Origin of the sequence: Nocardioides daedukensis, assembly GCF_013408415.1 — a bacterium.
Classification (GTDB): domain Bacteria; phylum Actinomycetota; class Actinomycetes; order Propionibacteriales; family Nocardioidaceae; genus Nocardioides; species Nocardioides daedukensis.
In genome coordinates this window covers 3,463,043-3,481,202 of the sequence record NZ_JACCAA010000001.1, presented here as the reverse complement: position 1 = coordinate 3,481,202, position 18,160 = coordinate 3,463,043, and the positions used below count along the sequence as shown (strand labels likewise).

The following is an 18,160-nucleotide window of genomic DNA, read 5'->3' as shown; positions in this document are numbered from 1 at the left end:
CCGCAGGCGGGTCCAGCGACACGCCAAGGGCTCGTCAGGACCAGAGGTCTCACCGCGAGGCGTTGATCAGTCGCTGCTGGTCAGTCGCTGCTGATCGCGCGCAGGTGACCGCGACGGGTGGTGACCCGGCCGGACTCGGCGGCAAGGCCGGCTGGCGCCTCGGGCTCGATCGCCGGCGCGATCGGACGTGCGGCCTCCCGGACGGCGTCGGCCAGTGCCAGCAGGTCGTCGCTGCTCGGCTCCAGCGTGCTCGGGTCGGCGGCGAGACGCAGCACGTCCCAGCCACGCGGGGCGCTGAGTCGTTCGCTGTGCTGCTCGCACAGGTCGTAGGCGTGCGGCTCGGCATAGGTCGCGAGCGGGCCGAGGACCGCCGTCTTGTCGGCGTACACATAGGTCAGCGTGTTGACCGCCTGGCGGCCACATGCGGTACGCGAGCAACGACGTGCGGGATTCACGGGGCAGACGCTACCCCGGTAGTGCCCGGCTGCGGATTAGGCTCACCGCATGAGCCTCTCGAGGCGCGATCGTCGCGACCACGGACTGCGCGGTCCGCAGATCCTGCCAGCCAAGACCCCGGGTGGACTCCGAGCCCGGCCCCGGCCGACTCGCCGGGAGCGGTTCGACTCGCTGGTGCTCGGCATCGTCACCGAGATCGAGACGCGCTGGGAGAGGCACCTTGGGCTGCTGGAGTATGCCGTCGAGGACACTCCCCTGGTCCCGGACGACTGGGCGCCGGACAACGTTCCGCTCTCGTCCCTGATCCGGGGCACGGGCGGCCAGGCCTCTCGGCTGGTGCTCTTCCGCCGGCCGATCGAGCAGCGGTGCGGTTCGCGTGAGGAGCTGGAGGCGATGGTGCTGATGATCGTCGTCGAGCAGATCGCAGAACTCCTCGGCCTGGACGCGGAACAGGTGGATCCGCGCTACCGGGCCGAGGAGTGAGTCCTGCTGGCTGGGTGTGCTGCTGCGGGGGCTCGCCCGCTCAGCCGACCTGGCCCTCCAGCTCGACCTTGAGCTCCATCTCCTTGCCACCACGATCGACGGTCAAGGTGACCGTGTCGCCCGGGACGTGGGCGCGGATCGCGACGATCAGGCTGGGGCTGTCGGTGACGGCACGGCCATCGAGTGCGGTGACGATGTCGTTCTTCTTCAGACCGGCTTCCTCGGCGGGCTGGCCCTTCATGACCTCGGCGATCTTGGCTCCGCGACCGTCCTTGTCGCTCTGGACCTGGGCGCCGATGACGGGGTACTGCGCCTTGCCGTTCTTGAGGATCTGGTCGGCGGTGGTAATCACCTGCTCGATCGGGATCGCGAAGCCGACGCCGATGTTGCCGGACTCCCCACCCAGGCCTCCGCCGGTGGTGGCGATGGCGGAGTTGACGCCGATCACCCTGCCCTCGAGGTCGACCAGCGGTCCACCGGAGTTGCCGGGGTTGATCGCGGCGTCGGTCTGGACTGCATTGATGTAGGACTGGTCGTCCTGGCTGTTCCCGGTGGTGACCGGGCGGTTCAACGCGCTGACGATGCCGGACGTGACCGTGCTGTCGAGGCCCAGCGGTGAACCGATGGCGACCACCGTCTCACCGACGTTGAGGTCGGCCGAGGTGCCCAGGGACGCGGGGGTGACGTCCTCGAGACCCTCCACGTAGAGGATCGCCAGGTCATAGACCGGGCTGCGGCCGACCACGGTGGCGTCGTGACGCTTGCGCTTGTGGTCGACGATCTGGATCTTGCCGCCGTCGGCTGCACTGGCGACCACGTGGTTGTTGGTGACCACGTGACCTTCCTTGTCCAGGAAGAAGCCGGAGCCGGTGGCGCCTTCGCCGCTAGACTCGGCAATGATCTGGACGGTGCTGGGCAGCAAGCTCTTGGCCACCGCCGCGACGCTGCCGTCCTTGGGAAGTGGCGCATCGGTGACCGTGGTGACGTCGGCCAGGCCGCCGTTGGTGCGACCGGACGTGGTCGGGTCATTGGTCTTGTCGATCACCAGGGCGCCGAGTGCGCCACCCATCAGGCCGAGGACCAGGGTCATTGCGCAGAGCACCGGCCAGAACCAGCCGGGCAGCACCTTGGTGTCCCGGGTCCTGGTCGCCGGTGGCTGCCCCGGGCCCTGGGCATGCTGGGGGGCGAGGACCGCGGTGTTGCCCGGGCCGTAGCCGCCGGCAGGTCCGTAGCCGCCCATGCCCTGGTGCTGGCCAGCGTCGGGGCGCTGCGTGGGCGGCAGCCCGGTGCTGGGCCCCGGCTGAGCGAACTGTCCGGGCTGCCCGGCTTGAGCTGACTGCTGCTGCCCCGGAGCGTGGGTCGAAGGACCGTTGTGCGGCGCGTAGGAGCTGGGACCGGCGTAGCCCGGAGCGGGTCGGCCGGCCGGAACGGCACCGGGCGCAGGAGGCGCGTAGGTCTGCGGCCCCTCGCGGGGGTCCTCCGGCGAGGCTCCGGACTGCTCCAGCTCGTCGCGGTCCAGGGAGAGGGTGTCCTCCCGGTCGTCGATCGGGAGCGCAGCCGTCACCTCGGCGTCGTCGCGGTCCTCGTGCTCCGGCGTGTGGTTGTCGTTCACTTGGTGATCCTCACCCATTCGGGAAGCAACTCGGTCTTGGACGCACCGGGCTGCGCGGTTGCATTGGACTGCGCACTGGACTGGGTCGCGCTCACCGAGCCACCGGTTGCGGTGACCGGTACGGCGCTGGCCGGGCCCTCGGTGACTCGCGAGATGGAGGTCGCCGGACCACGCCGGTCCAGGGACGGCGACTGGGCCGGAACGGTGAGTGCGAGGACACCGACCACGGCAACGCCGACGGAGCTGGCACCGAGGAATGCCACGGTGACCGCTCGACGTCGACCGGCAGGATCGGCGTACGTCGTCTCCCGGTCTTCAGGTCCGCTCGGGGGCTGGCAGAGGACGGCCTGCAGATAGTTGGGAGCCGCGGGTTGGCACCCGTCACTGCGGAGACCGGCGAGCCGGGTCTTCACCCAGCCCTCCCGCTCGACCGCGTCGCGGCACTGACCACAACTGACCACGTGTGCCCAGAGCCTCTCGGCCTCGGCGGCGGGCAGCTGCCCGTCAACCAGGGCACCGACCCGGCTACCGACATGACCGATCACCGGGCCGATCATCGACGCCCTCCCCGGGTCGAGGTGGCGAACCGGGTGGCGACCCCGGGCCCGCTGTAGCGTTCGCGACCGGCCGAGGGTGCGCGGTGGGCAAGGGCCTCGCGGAGCATCGTCCGGCCGCGGTGGATGCGGGAGCGGACCGTGCCCAGCTTGGCGCCCAGGATCTCGGCGATCTCGTCGTAGGAAAGTCCCTCGACGTCACAGAGCACGACCGCCGCGCGGAAGTCCGGCGGCAGCTGGGCCAGCGCCTGCTCGATGTCGTCGTCGAACCTCTGGTCGGAATATTCGTCGTGCGGGATGCCGCCCTCGGCCCGGAGCCGGTCGGCACGTTCGTCGGAGAGCGCGTCGAAGCGGATCCGCTGCTTGCGCCGCGCCCCGTCGAGGAACAGGTTCGTGGTGATCCGGTGCAGCCATCCCTCGAACGTGCCGGGGCTGTAGCCGGACAGCGAACGGAAGACCCGGACGAAGACGTCCTGGGTGAGGTCCTCGGCGTCGGCGCGATTGCCGGTCAGCCGGTAGGCGAGGCGGTAGACGCGCTCGGAGTGCTGCGAGACGATCTCGTCCCACGTCGGCACTCCCGGTGACACCTGCGACTCGGTCACGGCGATCTCCTTTGCACGAACCAGCCTCAAACCTGACAACTCCTACGCTAGGGATCACGACTGAGAAGAACCTGAGCAATCAACAGGGACTTGCTTTGAGCCTGTCACTCGCTGGACCCACTCTTGGGGGCACACTCTTCAGGGTCCCACCCGCAGGTGCAACGCAGGGGCCAGGCGTCGTGTTCCTGCATCGCAGCGCGCAGCGGTGGGCGCCGCTCGTTGTAGGGTCACCGCAACGGTGCGTCGTACGAACTCAGGAGGCCGTCATCACCACGCCCATCAAGCCCACCAGCTGGACCTATGCCGAAGAGTTCGTGCCCGAGGACGAGATCCTCGCCGCCGCGCGATCGCGCGCCGAAGAGGTCGGGGTCGTCCCGATCGGCTCCGGCGTCGGCGCATCGCTTCGCTTCCTCGCCTCCGTCCTCGACGCCCGCGCCGTGGTGGAGATCGGCACCGGCACCGGGGTCTCGGGCCTGTGGTTGCTGCGCGGCATGCGCGCCGACGGAGTCCTCACCACCGTCGACATCGAGACCGAGCACCAGCGCCTGGCCAAGCAGGGCTTCAGCGACGCCGGCGTTCCCGCCAACCGGGCGCGCACCATCCCGGGTGCGGCACTCGACGTCCTCCCCCGCCTCACCGACGGTCACTACGACCTCGTCTTCTGCGACGGGGACAAGCGCGAGTACGCCGACTACCTCAAGGAGGCGCTGCGCCTGCTGCGTCCCGGTGGTGTGGTGGCGTTCGACAACGCCCTGTGGCACGACCGCGTGGCCGACCCGGCGCAGCGCGACGAGGAGACCGTCGCGATCCGCGACCTGGGTCGACTCGTTGTCGAGTCCGAGGGCCTGGTCCCGGTGCTGCTGCCCGTGGGCGATGGCCTGCTGGCGATCAAGAAGGAGTGGATCCCGGAATAACCGGGACCACCCGCTCGTCGGCTCCGCTCAGCGGATGCCGGCGAGCGGCGCTTCGCCACCCAGCCACTGCAGCAGGGTGCGGGCACCGAACCCGGTCGGGCCGGGTGTCCACTCATGGTCATCCTCGGGTGCGTCACCCACGGAGGCCACGTCCAGGTGCGCCCAGGGCACCTCGCCGGCGAAGTGCTGCAGGAACAGCGCTGCCGTGATCGCGCCGGGGTTGCCGGCCCCGTTGTCGCCGTCGGCGACCTTGGAGGAGAGCTTCTCCTCATAGACACTGGCCAGCGGCATCCGCCAGAGCGGCTCACCGGCTGCCCCGCCGGCCTCGGCGATCAGCTCGGCCAGGGCCTCGTCGTTGGCGAAGTAGCCGCCGGTGCGCAGGCCCAGGGCCACCTTCATCGCGCCGGTCAGGGTGGCGATGTCGACGAGCACGTCGGGCTTCACCTTCGCCACGGCATAGGCCATCGCGTCGGCCAGGACCAGTCGGCCCTCGGCGTCGGTGTTGGTGACCTCGGTGGTGCGACCGCCATAGTGGCGGATCACGTCGCCAGGCCGGAACGAGTTGCCGCTGATCGCGTTCTCGGCACTGGCGATGAAGCCGGTCACCTTGACGGTGCAACCCAGCGCCGGCAGTGCCGCCATCGTGGCCAGCACGACCGCGCCGCCGGTCATGTCCCGCTTCATGTTGACCATCGCCTCGCCGGGCTTGATCGACAGCCCGCCGGTGTCGAACGTGATGCCCTTGCCGACCAGGGCGACATGGCCCTTGTTCGACTTGCGTGACGGCGTGTAGTCGATGCGGATCAGGCGCGGCGGCGTGGCAGAGCCCTTGCCGACCGCCAGGATCCCGCCGAAGCCCTCGGCCTCGAGCTGGTCCTCGTCCCAGACGGTGACCTTGAGGCCCGGGATGTCGGACAGGGCCACGGCCTGGTCGGCCAACCAGGCGGGGTTCTTCAAGTTGGAGGGGACGGAGGCGAGGAACCTTGCCGTCCAGCCGGCGCCTGCGATCGCAACGGCCCGGTCGAGGGCCGGCTGCAGGTCAGGTCCACCGGCCAGCACTACGCGGCGTACGGGCTGTGCCTTGGGGCCGTCCTTGCGCCAGTGGAACTCGAACGAGCCCAGGCTCAGGCCGGTCACGAAGGACTCGAGCCCGTCGGCGTCACCGAGGGTGGCAACCGAGCTGACCAGCAGGGGCTGGTCCTTGACGACCCTGGCCAGGCCCGCGCCGGCGCGGCGCAGGTCGTCGTTCCCGCCGCTTCCGACGCCGACCAGGTGGACGGCGCTCCAGCGCGGGTGATCAAGGACCGGGTGGGTGGTCACCTCACCGGGCTTGCCGCTTGCGCGGTGGTGCTCGAGGACCGCGAACAGGTCGACACCGAGGTCCTCGGCTACGTCTGCCGCACCGGGGCCGAGAACGAGCGACCCGTCCTCCTCACCCGCCAGCACGGGCACGGCAACGACCGCTCGGTCATTGCTCGCGTCGTCGCTGTGGTCGAACGGCGCTCCGCTTAGGGAGTATGCCGGGGGCTCGACCTGGGTGGGTAGGACGGGGATTCGCGTCGGTGTGGCCACTGGTTCAGCCAACAACACCCTTGAGCAGATCGCCAAGTTCCTTGGCTTCGTCGGCGTTCAGCTCGACAACAAGACGGCCACCGCCCTCGAGCGGAACCCGCATCACGATTCCGCGGCCTTCCTTGGTGACCTCCATCGGTCCGTCACCGGTCCGTGGCTTCATCGCCGCCATCAGCGAACCTCTTCCTGTGTTCATGCCCGCGCCCTGTGACGCCGTACGCACCTTCATTATCCCCCATGCCCCCTGCAGGGTGGAAACCCACGTCACACCCGGGGGCTGGCAGACTCCTCCCATGCACGCGCGGTCGGCCCTCTTCGACGTCTATGGAGACCTGCTCCGCACGCGCGGCAACGAGGCCCCGGTGGCCGCCCTGGTGCGGCTCCTGGAGCCCGCGGGCATCTCGGCCCAGGCGGTGCGCACCGCGATCTCGAGGATGGTCCGCGAGGACTGGCTGGTCCCGGTCACCCTCGCCGCGGGGCGTGGCTATCGCGCCACGGAGCAGGCCGTTGGCCGTCTCGAAGAGGCGCGACAGCGGATCTATCGCACCCGCAACCGGGTCTGGGACGGCTGCTGGCACCTGGTCGTCCTCGATCCGATCCCAGATCGTGGCCGGCGCGAGCGGGTGCGCACATCCCTGCGCTGGATGGGTTTCGCCGAGCTGCGAGACGGTCTGTGGGCGAGCCCCTGGCCCCAGCCGGAGCTCGACGGGATGCTCGAGCGCGAGTCGACCTCCGCGGCTCGGACCCAATCGCTCGGGTTCTCTCCCCCGTCCTTTCCGCTCTCCGGGTGGGACCTGGCGGCGCTGGGCGAGGAATATGCCGGCTGGCTCGAGGCCGTGCGCAGCGACGTCGCCCCACCCGGCCCGGACCCGGATCGCGACGAGTTCGCCCAGCGCTTCCGGCTGGTCCACGAGTGGCGCAAGTTCCTCTTCCGCGATCCCGGCCTGCCCGAGGCGTTGCTGCCTCTCAACTGGCCCGGGACCGCGGCCGCAGACCACTTCCGCGCCGAGGCGACCCGACTCAAGCCCGGCGCGGACCGCTTCGTCGACCGCATCCTCTTCTGAGACTCCCCGAAAGGAACACCATGTCCGACCCCATGTCCGACCCCATCCTGCTCAACATCGAGAACCACATCGCCACCATCACCCTGAACCGTCCCGAGGCGATGAACAGCCTCGACATCGCCACCAAGGAAGCACTCCTGGATGCGGTGACTCAGGTGGCCGAGGACGACACCGTGCGATGCCTGGTGCTCACCGGGACCGGGCGCGCGTTCTGCGTCGGGCAGGACCTCAAGGAGCACATCAAGCTCCTCGACAGCGGTGACACCGATGCCCTGTTCTCCACCGTGGACCGGCACTACAACCCGATCGTCACCGCGATCGCCACGATGAACAAGCCGGTCGTCGCCGCAGTCCAGGGCGTCGCGGCCGGAGCCGGCGCCAGCCTGGCCTTCGCCTGCGACTTCCGGATCCTCAGCACCACCGCCGGCTTCAACCTGGCCTTCACCGGGATCGCGCTGTCCTGCGACACCGGTGCCTCGTGGACCCTGCCCCGACTGGTCGGTCGGGCGAAGGCACTCGAGCTGCTCTACTTCCCCAGCACCCTGTCCGCGGCCGAGTCGAAGGAGTTGGGACTGGCCACCACGGTGGTTGCACCCGAGGAGCTCGACGACGAGGTCGCCCGACTGGCCACCCGGCTCGCCAACGGACCGACCCAGTCGTTCGGCTCGATCCGCCGATCGTTGACGCACGCGGCCGGGACCTCCTTCGAGGAGGCGGTCGCCTTCGAGTCCGCGATGATGACGCACACCGGCGCGACCGAGGACCACCGCGCCGCCGTCGCCTCGTTCGTGGCCAAGCAGAAGCCGCAGTTCGAGGGACGCTGACGCGGGCGTACGACGTACCCGTCAGCGGCGGGCGGTGAGGACCTTGAGCAGCTGGTCCGGCGCCCTGCGGGTCAGGTGCCAGCGGCTCGGGCTCTGGCCGTACTCGACCGTGATCGCGTTGCCGGGGTGTTTGTAGTTGTACCAACTCGTCATGGTGCCGTGGCAGACGCCGCCACAGGTGAACCGCTTGCCGGGCAGCTTCAGGTGCCAGATCAGCTTGCGGGCCAGGTAGTTGCTCTTGGTGTCGAGGTCGACGCCGTGGAGCGGCTGGTGGAAGCTGATCAGGTAGCGCGGCTTGATCTCGTCGAGGAACCGCATCATCGCGCGGGTCTCCGGCTCGGAGATGGCGCGGGGACCTGACTCGTAGTTGCCGTCGAGGTCACGCCAACCGTGCGGGTAGTTGCGGTTCAGGTCGACGCCGCGCGCGTTCTTGCGGCTCCGGCGCGCATAGCCGTCGGGGTTGTACTTCGGGACCACCCAGACATCGATCCCCCTGATCGGATCACCACCGCGCAGCTCGTTGAGGATCAGGTAGGTGTCGTCCTCGTTGCCGTGCATCGTCGAGACGATGACGGCCTTTCGCGAGGCATTCGGATCGCCCAGGCGCCAGGCCCGGATGGGGCGACCCTGGACCGAGTGGCCGAGGATCCGCGTCTCGGTGACCGCCGGAAATCCTCCGGCGCTGGTCTGGGACGGGACCGCCAACAAGGTGGCGGTCAGGACGAGGGAAACGATGATCAGGACCCGAGTCTTCATCGTGGTTGTTCCTCACACAGCAGAGGTCAGATATGCCCAGGTGAAGACGCAGACGCCGAGGAACATCCCGACGTGTGCGAGGACGGACAAGCCCGGACCGGTGCTCCAGGTGTCATGGACGGCCTCCGAGGAGTGCTTGCCGGTGCTGGGCAGCCACCGGAAGAGGATCATCAGGCCAACGACGGTGGTGAGCCAGAAGCAGGCCAGACCCACCACGCCGACGATCGAATGTCCCTCACCCTCGCCCGCGCCGGTGACGAGGAAGGCCGTCCAGATGAGGATGGCCAGCACGCCGGCGCCGGTGTGGATGTTGAGCAGAACAGGTGAGATCCGGAACCGGCCGGCTCCCCGGTCACCTCCCAGACGCACCCGGGTCAGCATCACGACGACCACAGCAAGCGCGGTCAGGATGTAGACGATCCAAGTGAGGGGCACGGGGGTGAGTTTGCCTCATCCGCCCCTCGGCCCGCCATCGACCTCCCCGGTGAGCGGGTCGGCGTCGGGCCCGGCGGCCCGAGCCTCGCTCGCCTCGAGCTGTGCGGCCAGGCGTGAGAGCAGTGCGTCGACCTCGTCCATCCGATAGCCCCGCACGGCCGTGCTCAACCGGATCCGGCGCAGGTCGCTGCCGTGCAGCTGGCGGTCTGCGGGGACGAGTACGTCGGGGCGGTCGCTGTGCACCTCGGCCATCGGGGCCCCTCTGCCCGAGGCGACCACGGCGACCCCGCCGAGGGCGAGCACAGCCAGGATGGCGAAGAACCACATCATCGGGCGATCACTCCGGTTGCTTGGGGGCTCGTGCCGTGGGGCCTCGGCCTTCGCGGGCCTCGACCATCAGCCGCACCGCGAGGTCGACGTCATCGGTGAGGGTGAACAGGTCGAGGTCGGCCTCGCTGATCTTGCCCTCGGCGAGCACGGAGTCGCGGAGCCAGTCGAGAAGACCGGACCAGTAGTCCACGCCCATCAGCACCACGGGGAACGAGGTGACCTTCTGGGTCTGGACCAGGGTGATCGCCTCGAAGAGCTCGTCCAGGGTGCCCACGCCCCCGGGCAGCACCACGAAGCCCTGGGAATATTTGACGAACATCGTCTTGCGGGCGAAGAAGTACCTGAAGTTGATGCCCTTGTCGACCCACTGGTTGAGCCCGGTCTCGAAGGGAAGCTCGATGCCGAGCCCGATGCTGGCGCCACCGGCCTCGGAGGCCCCCTTGTTGGCCGCCTCCATCGCGCCGGGGCCACCGCCGGTAATCACGGCGAAACCGGCCTCGACCAGCTTGCGCCCCACCTCCTCGCCCTTGGCGTAGAAGGGGTCCTCGGGCTGGGTCCTCGCAGAGCCGAAGACACCGATGGCCGGACCGAGCTCGGCCAGCGCGCCGAAGCCCTCGACGAACTCCGACTGGATCCGCAGGACGCGCCAGGGGTCAGTGTGCACCCAGTCCGAGGGGCCACGGGAGTCGAGCAGCCGCTGGTCGGTGGTGCCACTGTCGATCTGGGAACGGCGCATCATCACCGGTCCGCGATATTTGTCGCCACGCTTCTTCTCCCCCTTGCCGCTCATGCCTCGGCCCCGAGCCAGGCGCGGAGCTGGCGCTCGCACTCGACGATCTGCGCGATCGGGACGAACTCCTCCTGCTTGTGGGCCAGCAGCGGGTCGCCGGGGCCGAAGTTGACCGCCGGTACGCCGAGCCCGCTGAAGCGCGCGACGTCGGTCCAGCCGAACTTCGGGTTGGCGGTGCCGCCGACGGCCTCGATGAACGCCGCAGCGGCCGGGACCGAGAGTCCGGGCAGGGCACCGGGAGACTTGTCGGTCACCACCACGTCGTGACCGGCGAAGAGCTGGCGGAGCCATTCCTCCGCATCGTCGGCCGATCGGTCCGGGGCGAAGCGGTAGTTCACGGTCACGACGCACTCATCGGGAAGGACGTTGCCAGCGACGCCGCCGGAGATGAAGACCGCATTGAGCCCCTCGTGGAACTCCAGCCCATCGATCACCGGCTTGCGCGGCTGATGCGCCTTGAGGATTTCGAGGATCTCGGCGGCACCGTGGATCGCGTTGACACCCATCCAGCTCCGCGCGCTGTGCGCCCGCTCGCCGCGGGTGGTCACCTCGACCCGGATGGTGCCCTGGCACCCTGCTTCGACGACGCCGTTGGAGGGTTCCATCAGGATCGCGAAGTCGGCCTGCATCAGCTCGGGATGGGAGATGCTGAGCTTGTAGAGCCCGTTGTGCTCGGCCTCGATCTCCTCCGCCTCGTAGAACACGTAAGTGACGTCTCGATCGGGGTCCGGAACGCCTGCGGCCAGCTTGAGCCCGACAGCGACCCCGCCCTTCATGTCGCAGGTCCCCAGGCCGTGCAGCAGGTCGCCCTCGCGCCGGGCCGGAAGGTTGTTGTTCAGCGGGACGGTGTCGATGTGGCCCGCGATCACCACGCGGTCCTCGCGCCCCAGGTCGGTGCGCGCCACGATGGTGTTGCCGTGCCGGGTGACATGCAAGTGATCGAGACCGGTCAGGGCCATCTCGATCGCGTCGGCGATCGCCTTCTCGTCCCGGCTCACCGACTCGATGTTGACGAGGGCCTCGGTGAGGGTGACGGCGTCGGCTGAGAGATCGAGTTCCGGCATGTGGGCAATCGTAGGCGAGCGCCGTTGCTGCGCCCCGGTCGCCATCTCGGACACGAAGTGCGTGCTAGCTCTGGTCAAGAACTGGAACGTGTTCTAGATTCAGTCCATGCGCAACGGAATCGTCCTCTTCACCAGCGACCGCGGCATCACCCCCGCTGCCGCAGCCAAGGCCGCCGAGGACCGCGGCTTCGACACGTTCTATGTGCCCGAGCACACGCACATCCCGGTCAAGCGCGAGGCCGTCCACCCGGGCACCGGTGACGAAACCCTCCCCGACGATCGCTACACCCGCACCCTCGACCCGTGGGTCTCACTCGCGACCGCGGCCGCGGTCACCTCGCACATCCGGCTCTCGACCGCGGTGGCGCTCCCGGTCGAGTCCGACCCGATCACCCTGGCCAAGACGATCGCCACCCTGGACCACCTCTCCGGTGGCCGGGTGACCCTGGGCGCCGGCTTCGGCTGGAACGTCGACGAGCTCACCGACCACCACGTGCCGGCGAAGAAGCGCCGCACCGTGCTGAAGGAGTACGTCGAGGCGATGCGGGCCCTGTGGACCCAGGACGAGGCGTCCTACTCCGGGGAGTTCGTGAGCTTCGGCGCCTCGTGGGCCTGGCCCAAGCCCGTGCAGTCCCACGTCCCGCTGCTGATCGGCGCAGGTGGAGGACCCAAGACATTCGCCTGGATCGCGGCACACGCGGACGGGTGGATGACGACCCCGATCGAGACCGGCATCGGCGACAAGGCTGCTTCCCTCAAGCAGGCCTGGGCCGATGCCGGTCGCGACGGCTCCCCCGAGATCCACGTGCTGGTCGCGAGGAAGCCGACGCCCGAGGACTACGCCGAGTGGACCGAGGCCGGCGTCACCGAGCTGATCTGGGGCATCCCGGACGCCGGCGAGGACGAGGCCGTCGCCCATCTGGAGCGGCTCGCCGTCAAGCTGGGACTGACCGCCCCTACCTCCTGAGTCTGTCGGGCTCCCGGCCTGTCGCAGTTGCTGGCACACCCGGGCCGCTGTCCACCCGGCCCGACCCGGGATGGGCGTGAAAGGCTCCAGAGCATGTTCGGACTCACTGGCGCCGAGCGGAGCCCGATCCGCAACGTCCAACTGGCCAGTCTGTTGGCGTTGACCGCCGGGATCCTGAACTCTGTCGGATTCGTGGCGGTGGCGGCCTACACCTCCCACATGACCGGTCTCACCGCCACCGTCGCCGACGCCCTGGTCCTCGGCTTCAGCCAAGCTGCTTGGCTCGCTGTCACCGCCCTGATCGGATTCGTCCTGGGAGCGATCACTTGTGCGGTCATCTTCAACTGGGGCAGGCGTCGGGGCCTGCAGGGGCGATATGCGAACGTCCTGCTCCTCGAGGCACTGCTGATCCTCGCGTTCGGAGTCCTGGCGGAGGGCCTGGAGGGTCCACGACGGGCCCTGAGCATCATCGCCGTGCTCGGCTTCACCATGGGTCTGCAGAACGCGATCATCACCAAGCTGTCCGGCGCGCAGATCCGCACCACCCATGTCACGGGCATGATCACCGACATCGGGATCGAGCTCGGCAAGCTCGCCTACCGCGAACGCACTCCCGGGCTTCCGCCGGTCGAGGCAGACCTGCGAAAGCTCGGAATCCTGGCCCTCCTGGTGGCGCTCTTCTTCCTCGGCGGCGTCCTCGGCGCAGTCGGCTATCTCGAGTTCGGTTTCCCGGTGGTCATCCCGACTGGACTCGTACTGTTGGTCCTGGCCACGCCGCCGGTCCTCTCCGACATCAGGCGCCGGCCTGCCAGCGCACCCTGACCACTGGGAAAGTGCCTCCCGCGTGAAGTCCCGAGTCGGCAGATCAGGCCAGGGCCACGCCGGCGGTTGCCTTGAGCCCGTCGCCGAGCTCGACAGTGGCGCCCTCGACAGTGCCCTCGATCAGGACCGAGGTGGCCAGGGTCTCCCCGGCGATCAGTCCTTCGTGGGCGCGGGCCGCGGCCAGCACCTCCTCGGGGCCACCGATGCTCAGCGCGATCCGGTCGGAGACGTCGAGGCCGGCGGTGCGACGAGCCTGCTGCACTGCGCGGACCAGGTCGCGGGCCAGGCCCTCGGCCGCGAGCTCGGCGGTGACCACGGTGTCGAGGACGACGAATCCACCGCGCGGCAGCATGCCGGTGGCGGTCTGGTCGCCCGAGGCAGCCACCGTCTCCAGGGCATATTCGCCCTCGACCAGCGCGAGTCCTCCCGAGGTGACCGTCCCGTCCTCGTCGACCGACCAGTCGCCGGACTTCGAGCCCTTGATCGCCACCTGGACGTTCTTGCCCAGGCGGGGGCCTGCGGCGCGGGCGTTCACGGTGAGCTTCTGCGAGACGCCGTACGACGCAGCCTCGGGGTCGGCGATGTCGAGCAGGCGCACGGACTTGACGTTGACCTCGTCGGCAACGATCGAGGAGAAGCCCGACAGGGACTCGGCCCCGTCGACCACGACCGTGAGCATCGACAGCGGCAGCCGGTTGCGCAGGGACGCACTCTTGCGCAGCGCGGAGGTCGAGGAGCACACGTCGCGCACGACATCCATCGAGGCGACCAGGTCGTCATCGGCCGGGAGGTCGTCGACGCTGGGCCAGTCGGTCAGGTGCACCGAGCGCCCACCGGTCAGCCCGCGCCACATCTCCTCCAGGGTCAGCGGCAACAGCGGCGCACTCACCCGGCACAGCACCTCGAGCACCGTGTAGAGGGTGTCGAAGGCGTCCTTGTCCAGGTCGTCGCCGGTGGACCAGAACCGCTCCCGGGAACGGCGGATGTACCAGTTGGTGAGCACGTCCAGGAAGGTCCGGGTCGTCTCGCAGGCACCGGCGATGTCGTAGGCATCCATCTGCCGAGTCATCTGCTCGACGTGCTGTCGCGTCTTGGCCAGGAGGTAGCGGTCCAGCGGGTTCTGCAACGTGTCCGCACGGCCCAGGCAGCTCTGCGCCTCGTAGCCCTGCCCGCCGTTGGCTGCGTTGGCGTAGAGCGAGAAGAAGTACCAGCTGTTCCACAGCGGGATCAGCACCTGGCGCACGGTGTCGCGGATGCCCTGGTCGGTGACGACCAGGTTGCCGCCACGAAGGATCGGCGAGGCCATCAGGAACCAGCGCATGGCGTCGGCGCCGGCGGAGTCGAAGACCTCGCTGACGTCGGGGTAGTTGCGCAGCGACTTCGACATCTTGTTGCCGTCCGAGCCGAGCACGATGCCGTGGCTGATGCAGGACTGGAAGGCCGGCTTGTCGAAGAGCGCCGTGGCCAGCACGTGCAGCGTGTAGAACCAGCCGCGGGTCTGGCCGATGTATTCGACGATGAAGTCACCCGGGAAGTGCCCGCCCTGGCCGTCGGTGCCGGCGAACCACTCGGCGTTCTCGAACGGGTAGTGCACCTGGGCGAAGGACATCGAGCCCGAGTCGAACCAGACGTCGAGGACGTCCTCGACGCGACGCATCGTCGACTTCCCGGTCGGGTCGTCGGGGTTCGGCCGGGTGAGCTGGTCGACGTAGGGACGGTGCAGGTCGGGCTCCCCCGCTGCGTTGCGGGGCAGCGTGCCGAAGTCGCGCTCGATCTCGGCGAATGAGCCATAGACGTCCAGGCGCGGGTAGGCCTCGTCGTCGCTCTTCCACACCGGCACCGGGGATCCCCAGAACCGGTTGCGCGTGATCGACCAGTCACGGGCGTTCTCCAGCCACTTGCCGAACTGGCCGTGCTTGATGTGGTCGGGCGTCCAGCGGATCTGCTCGTTGAGCTCGAGCATCCGGTCCTTGAACTTGGTGACCTCGACGAACCAGGACGAGACACCCTTGTAGATCAGGGGCTCGCGGCAGCGCCAGCAGTGCGGGTAGGAGTGCTCGTAGGACTCGCGGCGCAGCAGGACCGTGCCTGTGGACACCGCCCCGGTCTCGCCCTCGCCGCGGGTGGCCGCCTTGAGGTGGTCGATGAGGTGCAGGTTGGCGTCGAAGACCAGCATCCCGGCATATTCCTCGACCGGGTGCGTGAAGCGGCCGTCCTTGCCCACCGGCATCACCGCCTCGATGCCCTCGCGGTCGGTGACCTCCTTGTCCACCTCTCCGAAGGCGCCGGCGCTGTGCACCAGCCCGCTGCCGTCCGTGGTGGTGACGGCGTCGTCGGCGGCGACGATGCGGAAGGCGTTCTCGTGGCCGGCGTAGTAGGTGAACGGCGGCGTGTAGGTGCGACCGACCAGGTCGGAGCCGAGGTAACGACCGAGCACCTCGAACTCGCCGTCCTCGTTGCCCAGCTCGCGGGCGTAGGAGGACAACCTGGCCTCGGCGAGCAGGTAGCGGGCGGTGACCGCGCTGCCGTCCGGAGCCGTGCGCCCGGGCACCGGCGCCTCGACGACGACGTACGCGATCTCGGAGCCGACCATCACCGCGAGGTTGGAGGGCAGCGTCCACGGAGTGGTGGTCCAGATCAGGGCGAGCGCACCGTCCAGGACCGGGTCCTGGCCGGTCGGCGCGAGCTCGAAGCCGACGGTGACGGCCGGGTCCTGGCGCTGCTTGTAGACGTCGTCGTCCATCCGCAGCTCGTGGTTCGACAGCGGCGTCTCGTCGTTCCAGCAGTAGGGCAGGACCCGGAAGCCCTCGTAGACGTAACCCTTCTCGTGCAGGGTCTTGAACGCCCAGATCACGCTCTCCATGTAGGAGGGGTTGAGCGTCTTGTAGTCGTTGTCGAAGTCGACCCAGCGGGCCTGGCGGGTGACGTACTGCTCCCAGTCGCCGGTGTACTTCAGCACCGAGGACCGAGCGGCGTCGTTGAACTTCTCGATGCCCATCTCGTGGATCTCGTCGGTGGTCTTCAGACCGAGCTGACGCATCGCCTCGAGCTCGGCGGGCAGCCCGTGGGTGTCCCAGCCGAAGCGGCGCTCGACGCGCTTGCCGCGCATCGTCTGGTAGCGCGGGACGACGTCCTTGACGTAGCCGGTCAGCAGGTGGCCGTAGTGCGGCAGCCCGTTGGCGAACGGCGGCCCGTCGTAGAAGACGAACTCGTTCTCGCCGTTGGCGCCGGCATCCCGCTGCTCGACGCTGGCGACGAAGGTGTCGTCGTCCTTCCAGTAGGCGAGCACGCGCTCCTCGAGGTCGGGGAACCTCGGGCTCGACGCGACGCCGGAAGTCTCGTCGGTGGAAGCCTTGGGATAGGTCATCGGGTCTCCTGGTCGTACGTCGTGCAACTCGGGCTGCTGCCACGAGGACGACTCACCGGCTGTGCCGGATGACCGCGGTACCACCTCGTTTGCCACTGTCCGGCTGTCGCGACGGTGGCCACTCAACTCAGGCTGTGACGGGCCCGCCCGTCCGGTTCTAGTGGGGTCCCGGTGCTGGCGGACCCGTTCTTCCGGAAGCTCGCCGCTGATGACGGCTCGAACGCTCTTGTGCGCAGTTTAGACCCGACACGGCGGCCGGGACCAATCAGTTCTCAGGCTCCGGCGCCCGCGGTGCAGTCGCGTCGTGGCGGGAGGTTTGACGGACCGCTGCGCTGCGCATGCTTTGTGCCATGAGCGACCAGCACCCCGGCGGCCAGTTCCCCCCGCAGAACCCGGGCCAGAACAACCCAGACCAGCCCGCCCAGCCCGGTCAGTGGGGCCAGCAGCAGCAGTGGAACCCGCAGCAGGGTCAGCAGCAGTGGGGCCAGCAGCCCGGCCAGTACGGCGCCCAGCAGCCCGGCCAGTACGGCGGCGGTCAGTACGGCGCCCAGCAGCCCGGCCAGTACGGCGGCGGTCAGTACGGCGGTCCGTTCAACGGCCCGGGCGGCCCCAACAAGCCCGGCGGCCCGCCCTGGAAGGTGATCATCGCGATCGTCGTGGGCCTGCTTCTGATCGTGGGCATCGTGATCACCCTGGTGCTGACCCTCGGAAGCGATGACAACGACAGCGACGACAAGACGGATGGCGACGCTGGCAGCGCGATGGCGGTGGCCACGGCGTACGTCGAGGCCCTGCGCGACCGCGACTGCGAGGCCGCCCAGGCACTGCGGACACCCAACGAGGAGGACTGCGCGTCAACGGTCCCGCCGGAGGGTGACATCTCGTTCGAGGATCCCGAGGAATCCTCCAGCGACGACGACCGAGTCAGCTTCAACGTGGACACGAAGGCCTCCGACCCGAGCACCGGCCAGAAGGTCGACACCACCATCGCGATGGTCGTGGTGAAGGTCGACGACGAGTGGAAGGTAGAGAGCTTCGGCGTCAGGCCCCAGTCGAGCAGCTCCTCCCCCGGCGCGTCCGGATCCGACGGCGGTTCCGGGGACGGCGGCTCAGGTAGCACCGTGCCCGCGCCCGGCGCGAGCCCCGGCACCTCCCAACCCGGCAGCGGAGGCACCGACGCGCTCAGCACCGTCAACACCCTGGTCGCCGCCATCGTCGCCAACGACTGCGACGCTGCCAAGGCCGTGCTCTACATCCCCGAGATCGCCGACTGCGACGAGATCAAGCTCGACGACGAGCAGGGCGTGACCTTCGGGGAGCCCAAGGAGACGACCAGCACCCCGTCCCTCGCCATCTACGAGGTGCCGATGGTGTCGGGTGGAAACGACGTCGGGGAGCTGACGGTCTATCTGACCACCGACTCGTCCGGGACCTGGAAGGTCTCGAGCTATCTCTTCTGATCGATGACGCGGCCAGACCTGCGTGGACTGTGCACGTCCACCGGGCACGTCCACCGGGCACACGGGGTGCCCGGTGGTTCCCGGTCAT

At 69.0% G+C, this 18,160-nt stretch carries 19 protein-coding genes; 7 read left to right on the top strand and 12 right to left on the bottom strand.

The features are described from left to right. Nucleotides 1-80: 80 nt before the first annotated feature. Nucleotides 81-455 (bottom strand): DUF3499 family protein, encoded by a 375-nt coding sequence (locus tag BJ980_RS16945; protein ID WP_179503374.1) that lies wholly within the window; start codon nucleotides 453-455, stop codon nucleotides 81-83. Nucleotides 456-504: 49 nt separating this feature from the next. Here BJ980_RS16945 and BJ980_RS16940 point away from each other — a divergent pair, with 49 nt between their 5' ends. Next, on the top strand, nucleotides 505-939 hold the full coding sequence (locus BJ980_RS16940) for a metallopeptidase family protein (protein ID WP_179503373.1): 435 nt from the start codon (nucleotides 505-507) through the stop codon (nucleotides 937-939). A gap of 40 nt (nucleotides 940-979) precedes the next feature. Here the strand turns inward: BJ980_RS16940 and BJ980_RS16935 are convergent, their stop codons facing one another. The 3 genes from BJ980_RS16935 to sigE are packed head-to-tail and all read right to left on the bottom strand — an operon-like array spanning nucleotide 980 to nucleotide 3,707. Continuing rightward, nucleotides 980-2,551, bottom strand: coding sequence for a S1C family serine protease (locus BJ980_RS16935; RefSeq protein WP_343047849.1), 1,572 nt, complete (start codon nucleotides 2,549-2,551; stop codon nucleotides 980-982). Beyond that, complete coding sequence (locus BJ980_RS16930) at nucleotides 2,548-3,108, bottom strand: anti-sigma factor (protein ID WP_179503372.1); 561 nt, start codon at nucleotides 3,106-3,108, stop codon at nucleotides 2,548-2,550. The genes BJ980_RS16935 and BJ980_RS16930 overlap by 4 nt, the downstream gene beginning before the upstream one ends. Further along, entirely contained in the window at nucleotides 3,105-3,707 is a 603-nt protein-coding gene (sigE, locus tag BJ980_RS16925) for an RNA polymerase sigma factor SigE (RefSeq protein WP_343047848.1), read from the bottom strand. The genes BJ980_RS16930 and sigE overlap by 4 nt, the downstream gene beginning before the upstream one ends. 278 nt (nucleotides 3,708-3,985) lie before the next feature. On the opposite strand from sigE, the gene BJ980_RS16920 reads away from it, so the two are divergent. Next, on the top strand, nucleotides 3,986-4,621 hold the full coding sequence (locus tag BJ980_RS16920; protein WP_425490363.1) for an O-methyltransferase: 636 nt from the start codon (nucleotides 3,986-3,988) through the stop codon (nucleotides 4,619-4,621). Nucleotides 4,622-4,648: 27 nt separating this feature from the next. Here the strand turns inward: BJ980_RS16920 and BJ980_RS16915 are convergent, their stop codons facing one another. Together BJ980_RS16915 and BJ980_RS16910 are read right to left on the bottom strand one after the other, a co-directional pair. Beyond that, the gene (locus tag BJ980_RS16915; RefSeq protein ID WP_343047847.1) at nucleotides 4,649-6,193 is read right to left on the bottom strand and encodes a leucyl aminopeptidase; all 1,545 of its coding nucleotides are present in this window, start codon (nucleotides 6,191-6,193) and stop codon (nucleotides 4,649-4,651) included. Nucleotides 6,194-6,197: 4 nt separating this feature from the next. Further along, nucleotides 6,198-6,365, bottom strand: coding sequence for a DUF3117 domain-containing protein (locus tag BJ980_RS16910; RefSeq protein ID WP_179503370.1), 168 nt, complete (start codon nucleotides 6,363-6,365; stop codon nucleotides 6,198-6,200). Nucleotides 6,366-6,486: 121 nt separating this feature from the next. On the opposite strand from BJ980_RS16910, the gene BJ980_RS16905 reads away from it, so the two are divergent. Together BJ980_RS16905 and BJ980_RS16900 are read left to right on the top strand one after the other, a co-directional pair. Then, on the top strand, nucleotides 6,487-7,257 hold the full coding sequence (locus BJ980_RS16905) for a PaaX family transcriptional regulator (RefSeq protein ID WP_179503369.1): 771 nt from the start codon (nucleotides 6,487-6,489) through the stop codon (nucleotides 7,255-7,257). A gap of 32 nt (nucleotides 7,258-7,289) precedes the next feature. Then, on the top strand, nucleotides 7,290-8,081 hold the full coding sequence (locus BJ980_RS16900; protein ID WP_179503368.1) for an enoyl-CoA hydratase/isomerase family protein: 792 nt from the start codon (nucleotides 7,290-7,292) through the stop codon (nucleotides 8,079-8,081). 21 nt (nucleotides 8,082-8,102) lie between these two features. Here the strand turns inward: BJ980_RS16900 and BJ980_RS16895 are convergent, their stop codons facing one another. From BJ980_RS16895 to dapE, 5 genes are read right to left on the bottom strand one after another with little or no spacing between them, the layout of a single operon-like run. Then, entirely contained in the window at nucleotides 8,103-8,837 is a 735-nt protein-coding gene (locus tag BJ980_RS16895) for a M14 family zinc carboxypeptidase (protein ID WP_179503367.1), read from the bottom strand. A 12-nt stretch (nucleotides 8,838-8,849) separates the two neighbouring features. Further along, nucleotides 8,850-9,272, bottom strand: coding sequence for a hypothetical protein (locus tag BJ980_RS16890; protein WP_343047846.1), 423 nt, complete (start codon nucleotides 9,270-9,272; stop codon nucleotides 8,850-8,852). Nucleotides 9,273-9,287: 15 nt separating this feature from the next. Continuing rightward, nucleotides 9,288-9,602: a DivIVA domain-containing protein gene (locus BJ980_RS16885; protein ID WP_246279995.1), complete on the bottom strand. Its 315-nt coding sequence runs from the start codon at nucleotides 9,600-9,602 to the stop codon at nucleotides 9,288-9,290. Nucleotides 9,603-9,609: 7 nt separating this feature from the next. Continuing rightward, nucleotides 9,610-10,392, bottom strand: a complete 783-nt coding sequence (locus BJ980_RS16880) for an LOG family protein (protein WP_246279994.1) — start codon at nucleotides 10,390-10,392, stop codon at nucleotides 9,610-9,612. Next, nucleotides 10,389-11,456 (bottom strand): succinyl-diaminopimelate desuccinylase, encoded by a 1,068-nt coding sequence (gene dapE / locus BJ980_RS16875; protein WP_179503366.1) that lies wholly within the window; start codon nucleotides 11,454-11,456, stop codon nucleotides 10,389-10,391. Before dapE ends, BJ980_RS16880 begins: the two co-directional genes overlap by 4 nt. 106 nt (nucleotides 11,457-11,562) lie before the next feature. Between dapE and BJ980_RS16870 the strand changes: the two genes are divergently transcribed. Both BJ980_RS16870 and BJ980_RS16865 read left to right on the top strand, forming a co-directional pair. Next, nucleotides 11,563-12,423, top strand: coding sequence for an LLM class F420-dependent oxidoreductase (locus BJ980_RS16870; protein ID WP_179503365.1), 861 nt, complete (start codon nucleotides 11,563-11,565; stop codon nucleotides 12,421-12,423). A 93-nt stretch (nucleotides 12,424-12,516) separates the two neighbouring features. After that, nucleotides 12,517-13,245, top strand: coding sequence for a YoaK family protein (locus tag BJ980_RS16865; RefSeq protein WP_179503364.1), 729 nt, complete (start codon nucleotides 12,517-12,519; stop codon nucleotides 13,243-13,245). Between the two features lie 43 nt (nucleotides 13,246-13,288). Here the strand turns inward: BJ980_RS16865 and ileS are convergent, their stop codons facing one another. Next, nucleotides 13,289-16,612: an isoleucine--tRNA ligase gene (gene ileS / locus BJ980_RS16860; RefSeq protein ID WP_179503363.1), complete on the bottom strand. Its 3,324-nt coding sequence runs from the start codon at nucleotides 16,610-16,612 to the stop codon at nucleotides 13,289-13,291. Nucleotides 16,613-16,962: 350 nt separating this feature from the next. Here ileS and BJ980_RS16855 point away from each other — a divergent pair, with 350 nt between their 5' ends. After that, on the top strand, nucleotides 16,963-18,072 hold the full coding sequence (locus BJ980_RS16855; RefSeq protein WP_179503362.1) for a hypothetical protein: 1,110 nt from the start codon (nucleotides 16,963-16,965) through the stop codon (nucleotides 18,070-18,072). Nucleotides 18,073-18,160: the final 88 nt, after the last annotated feature.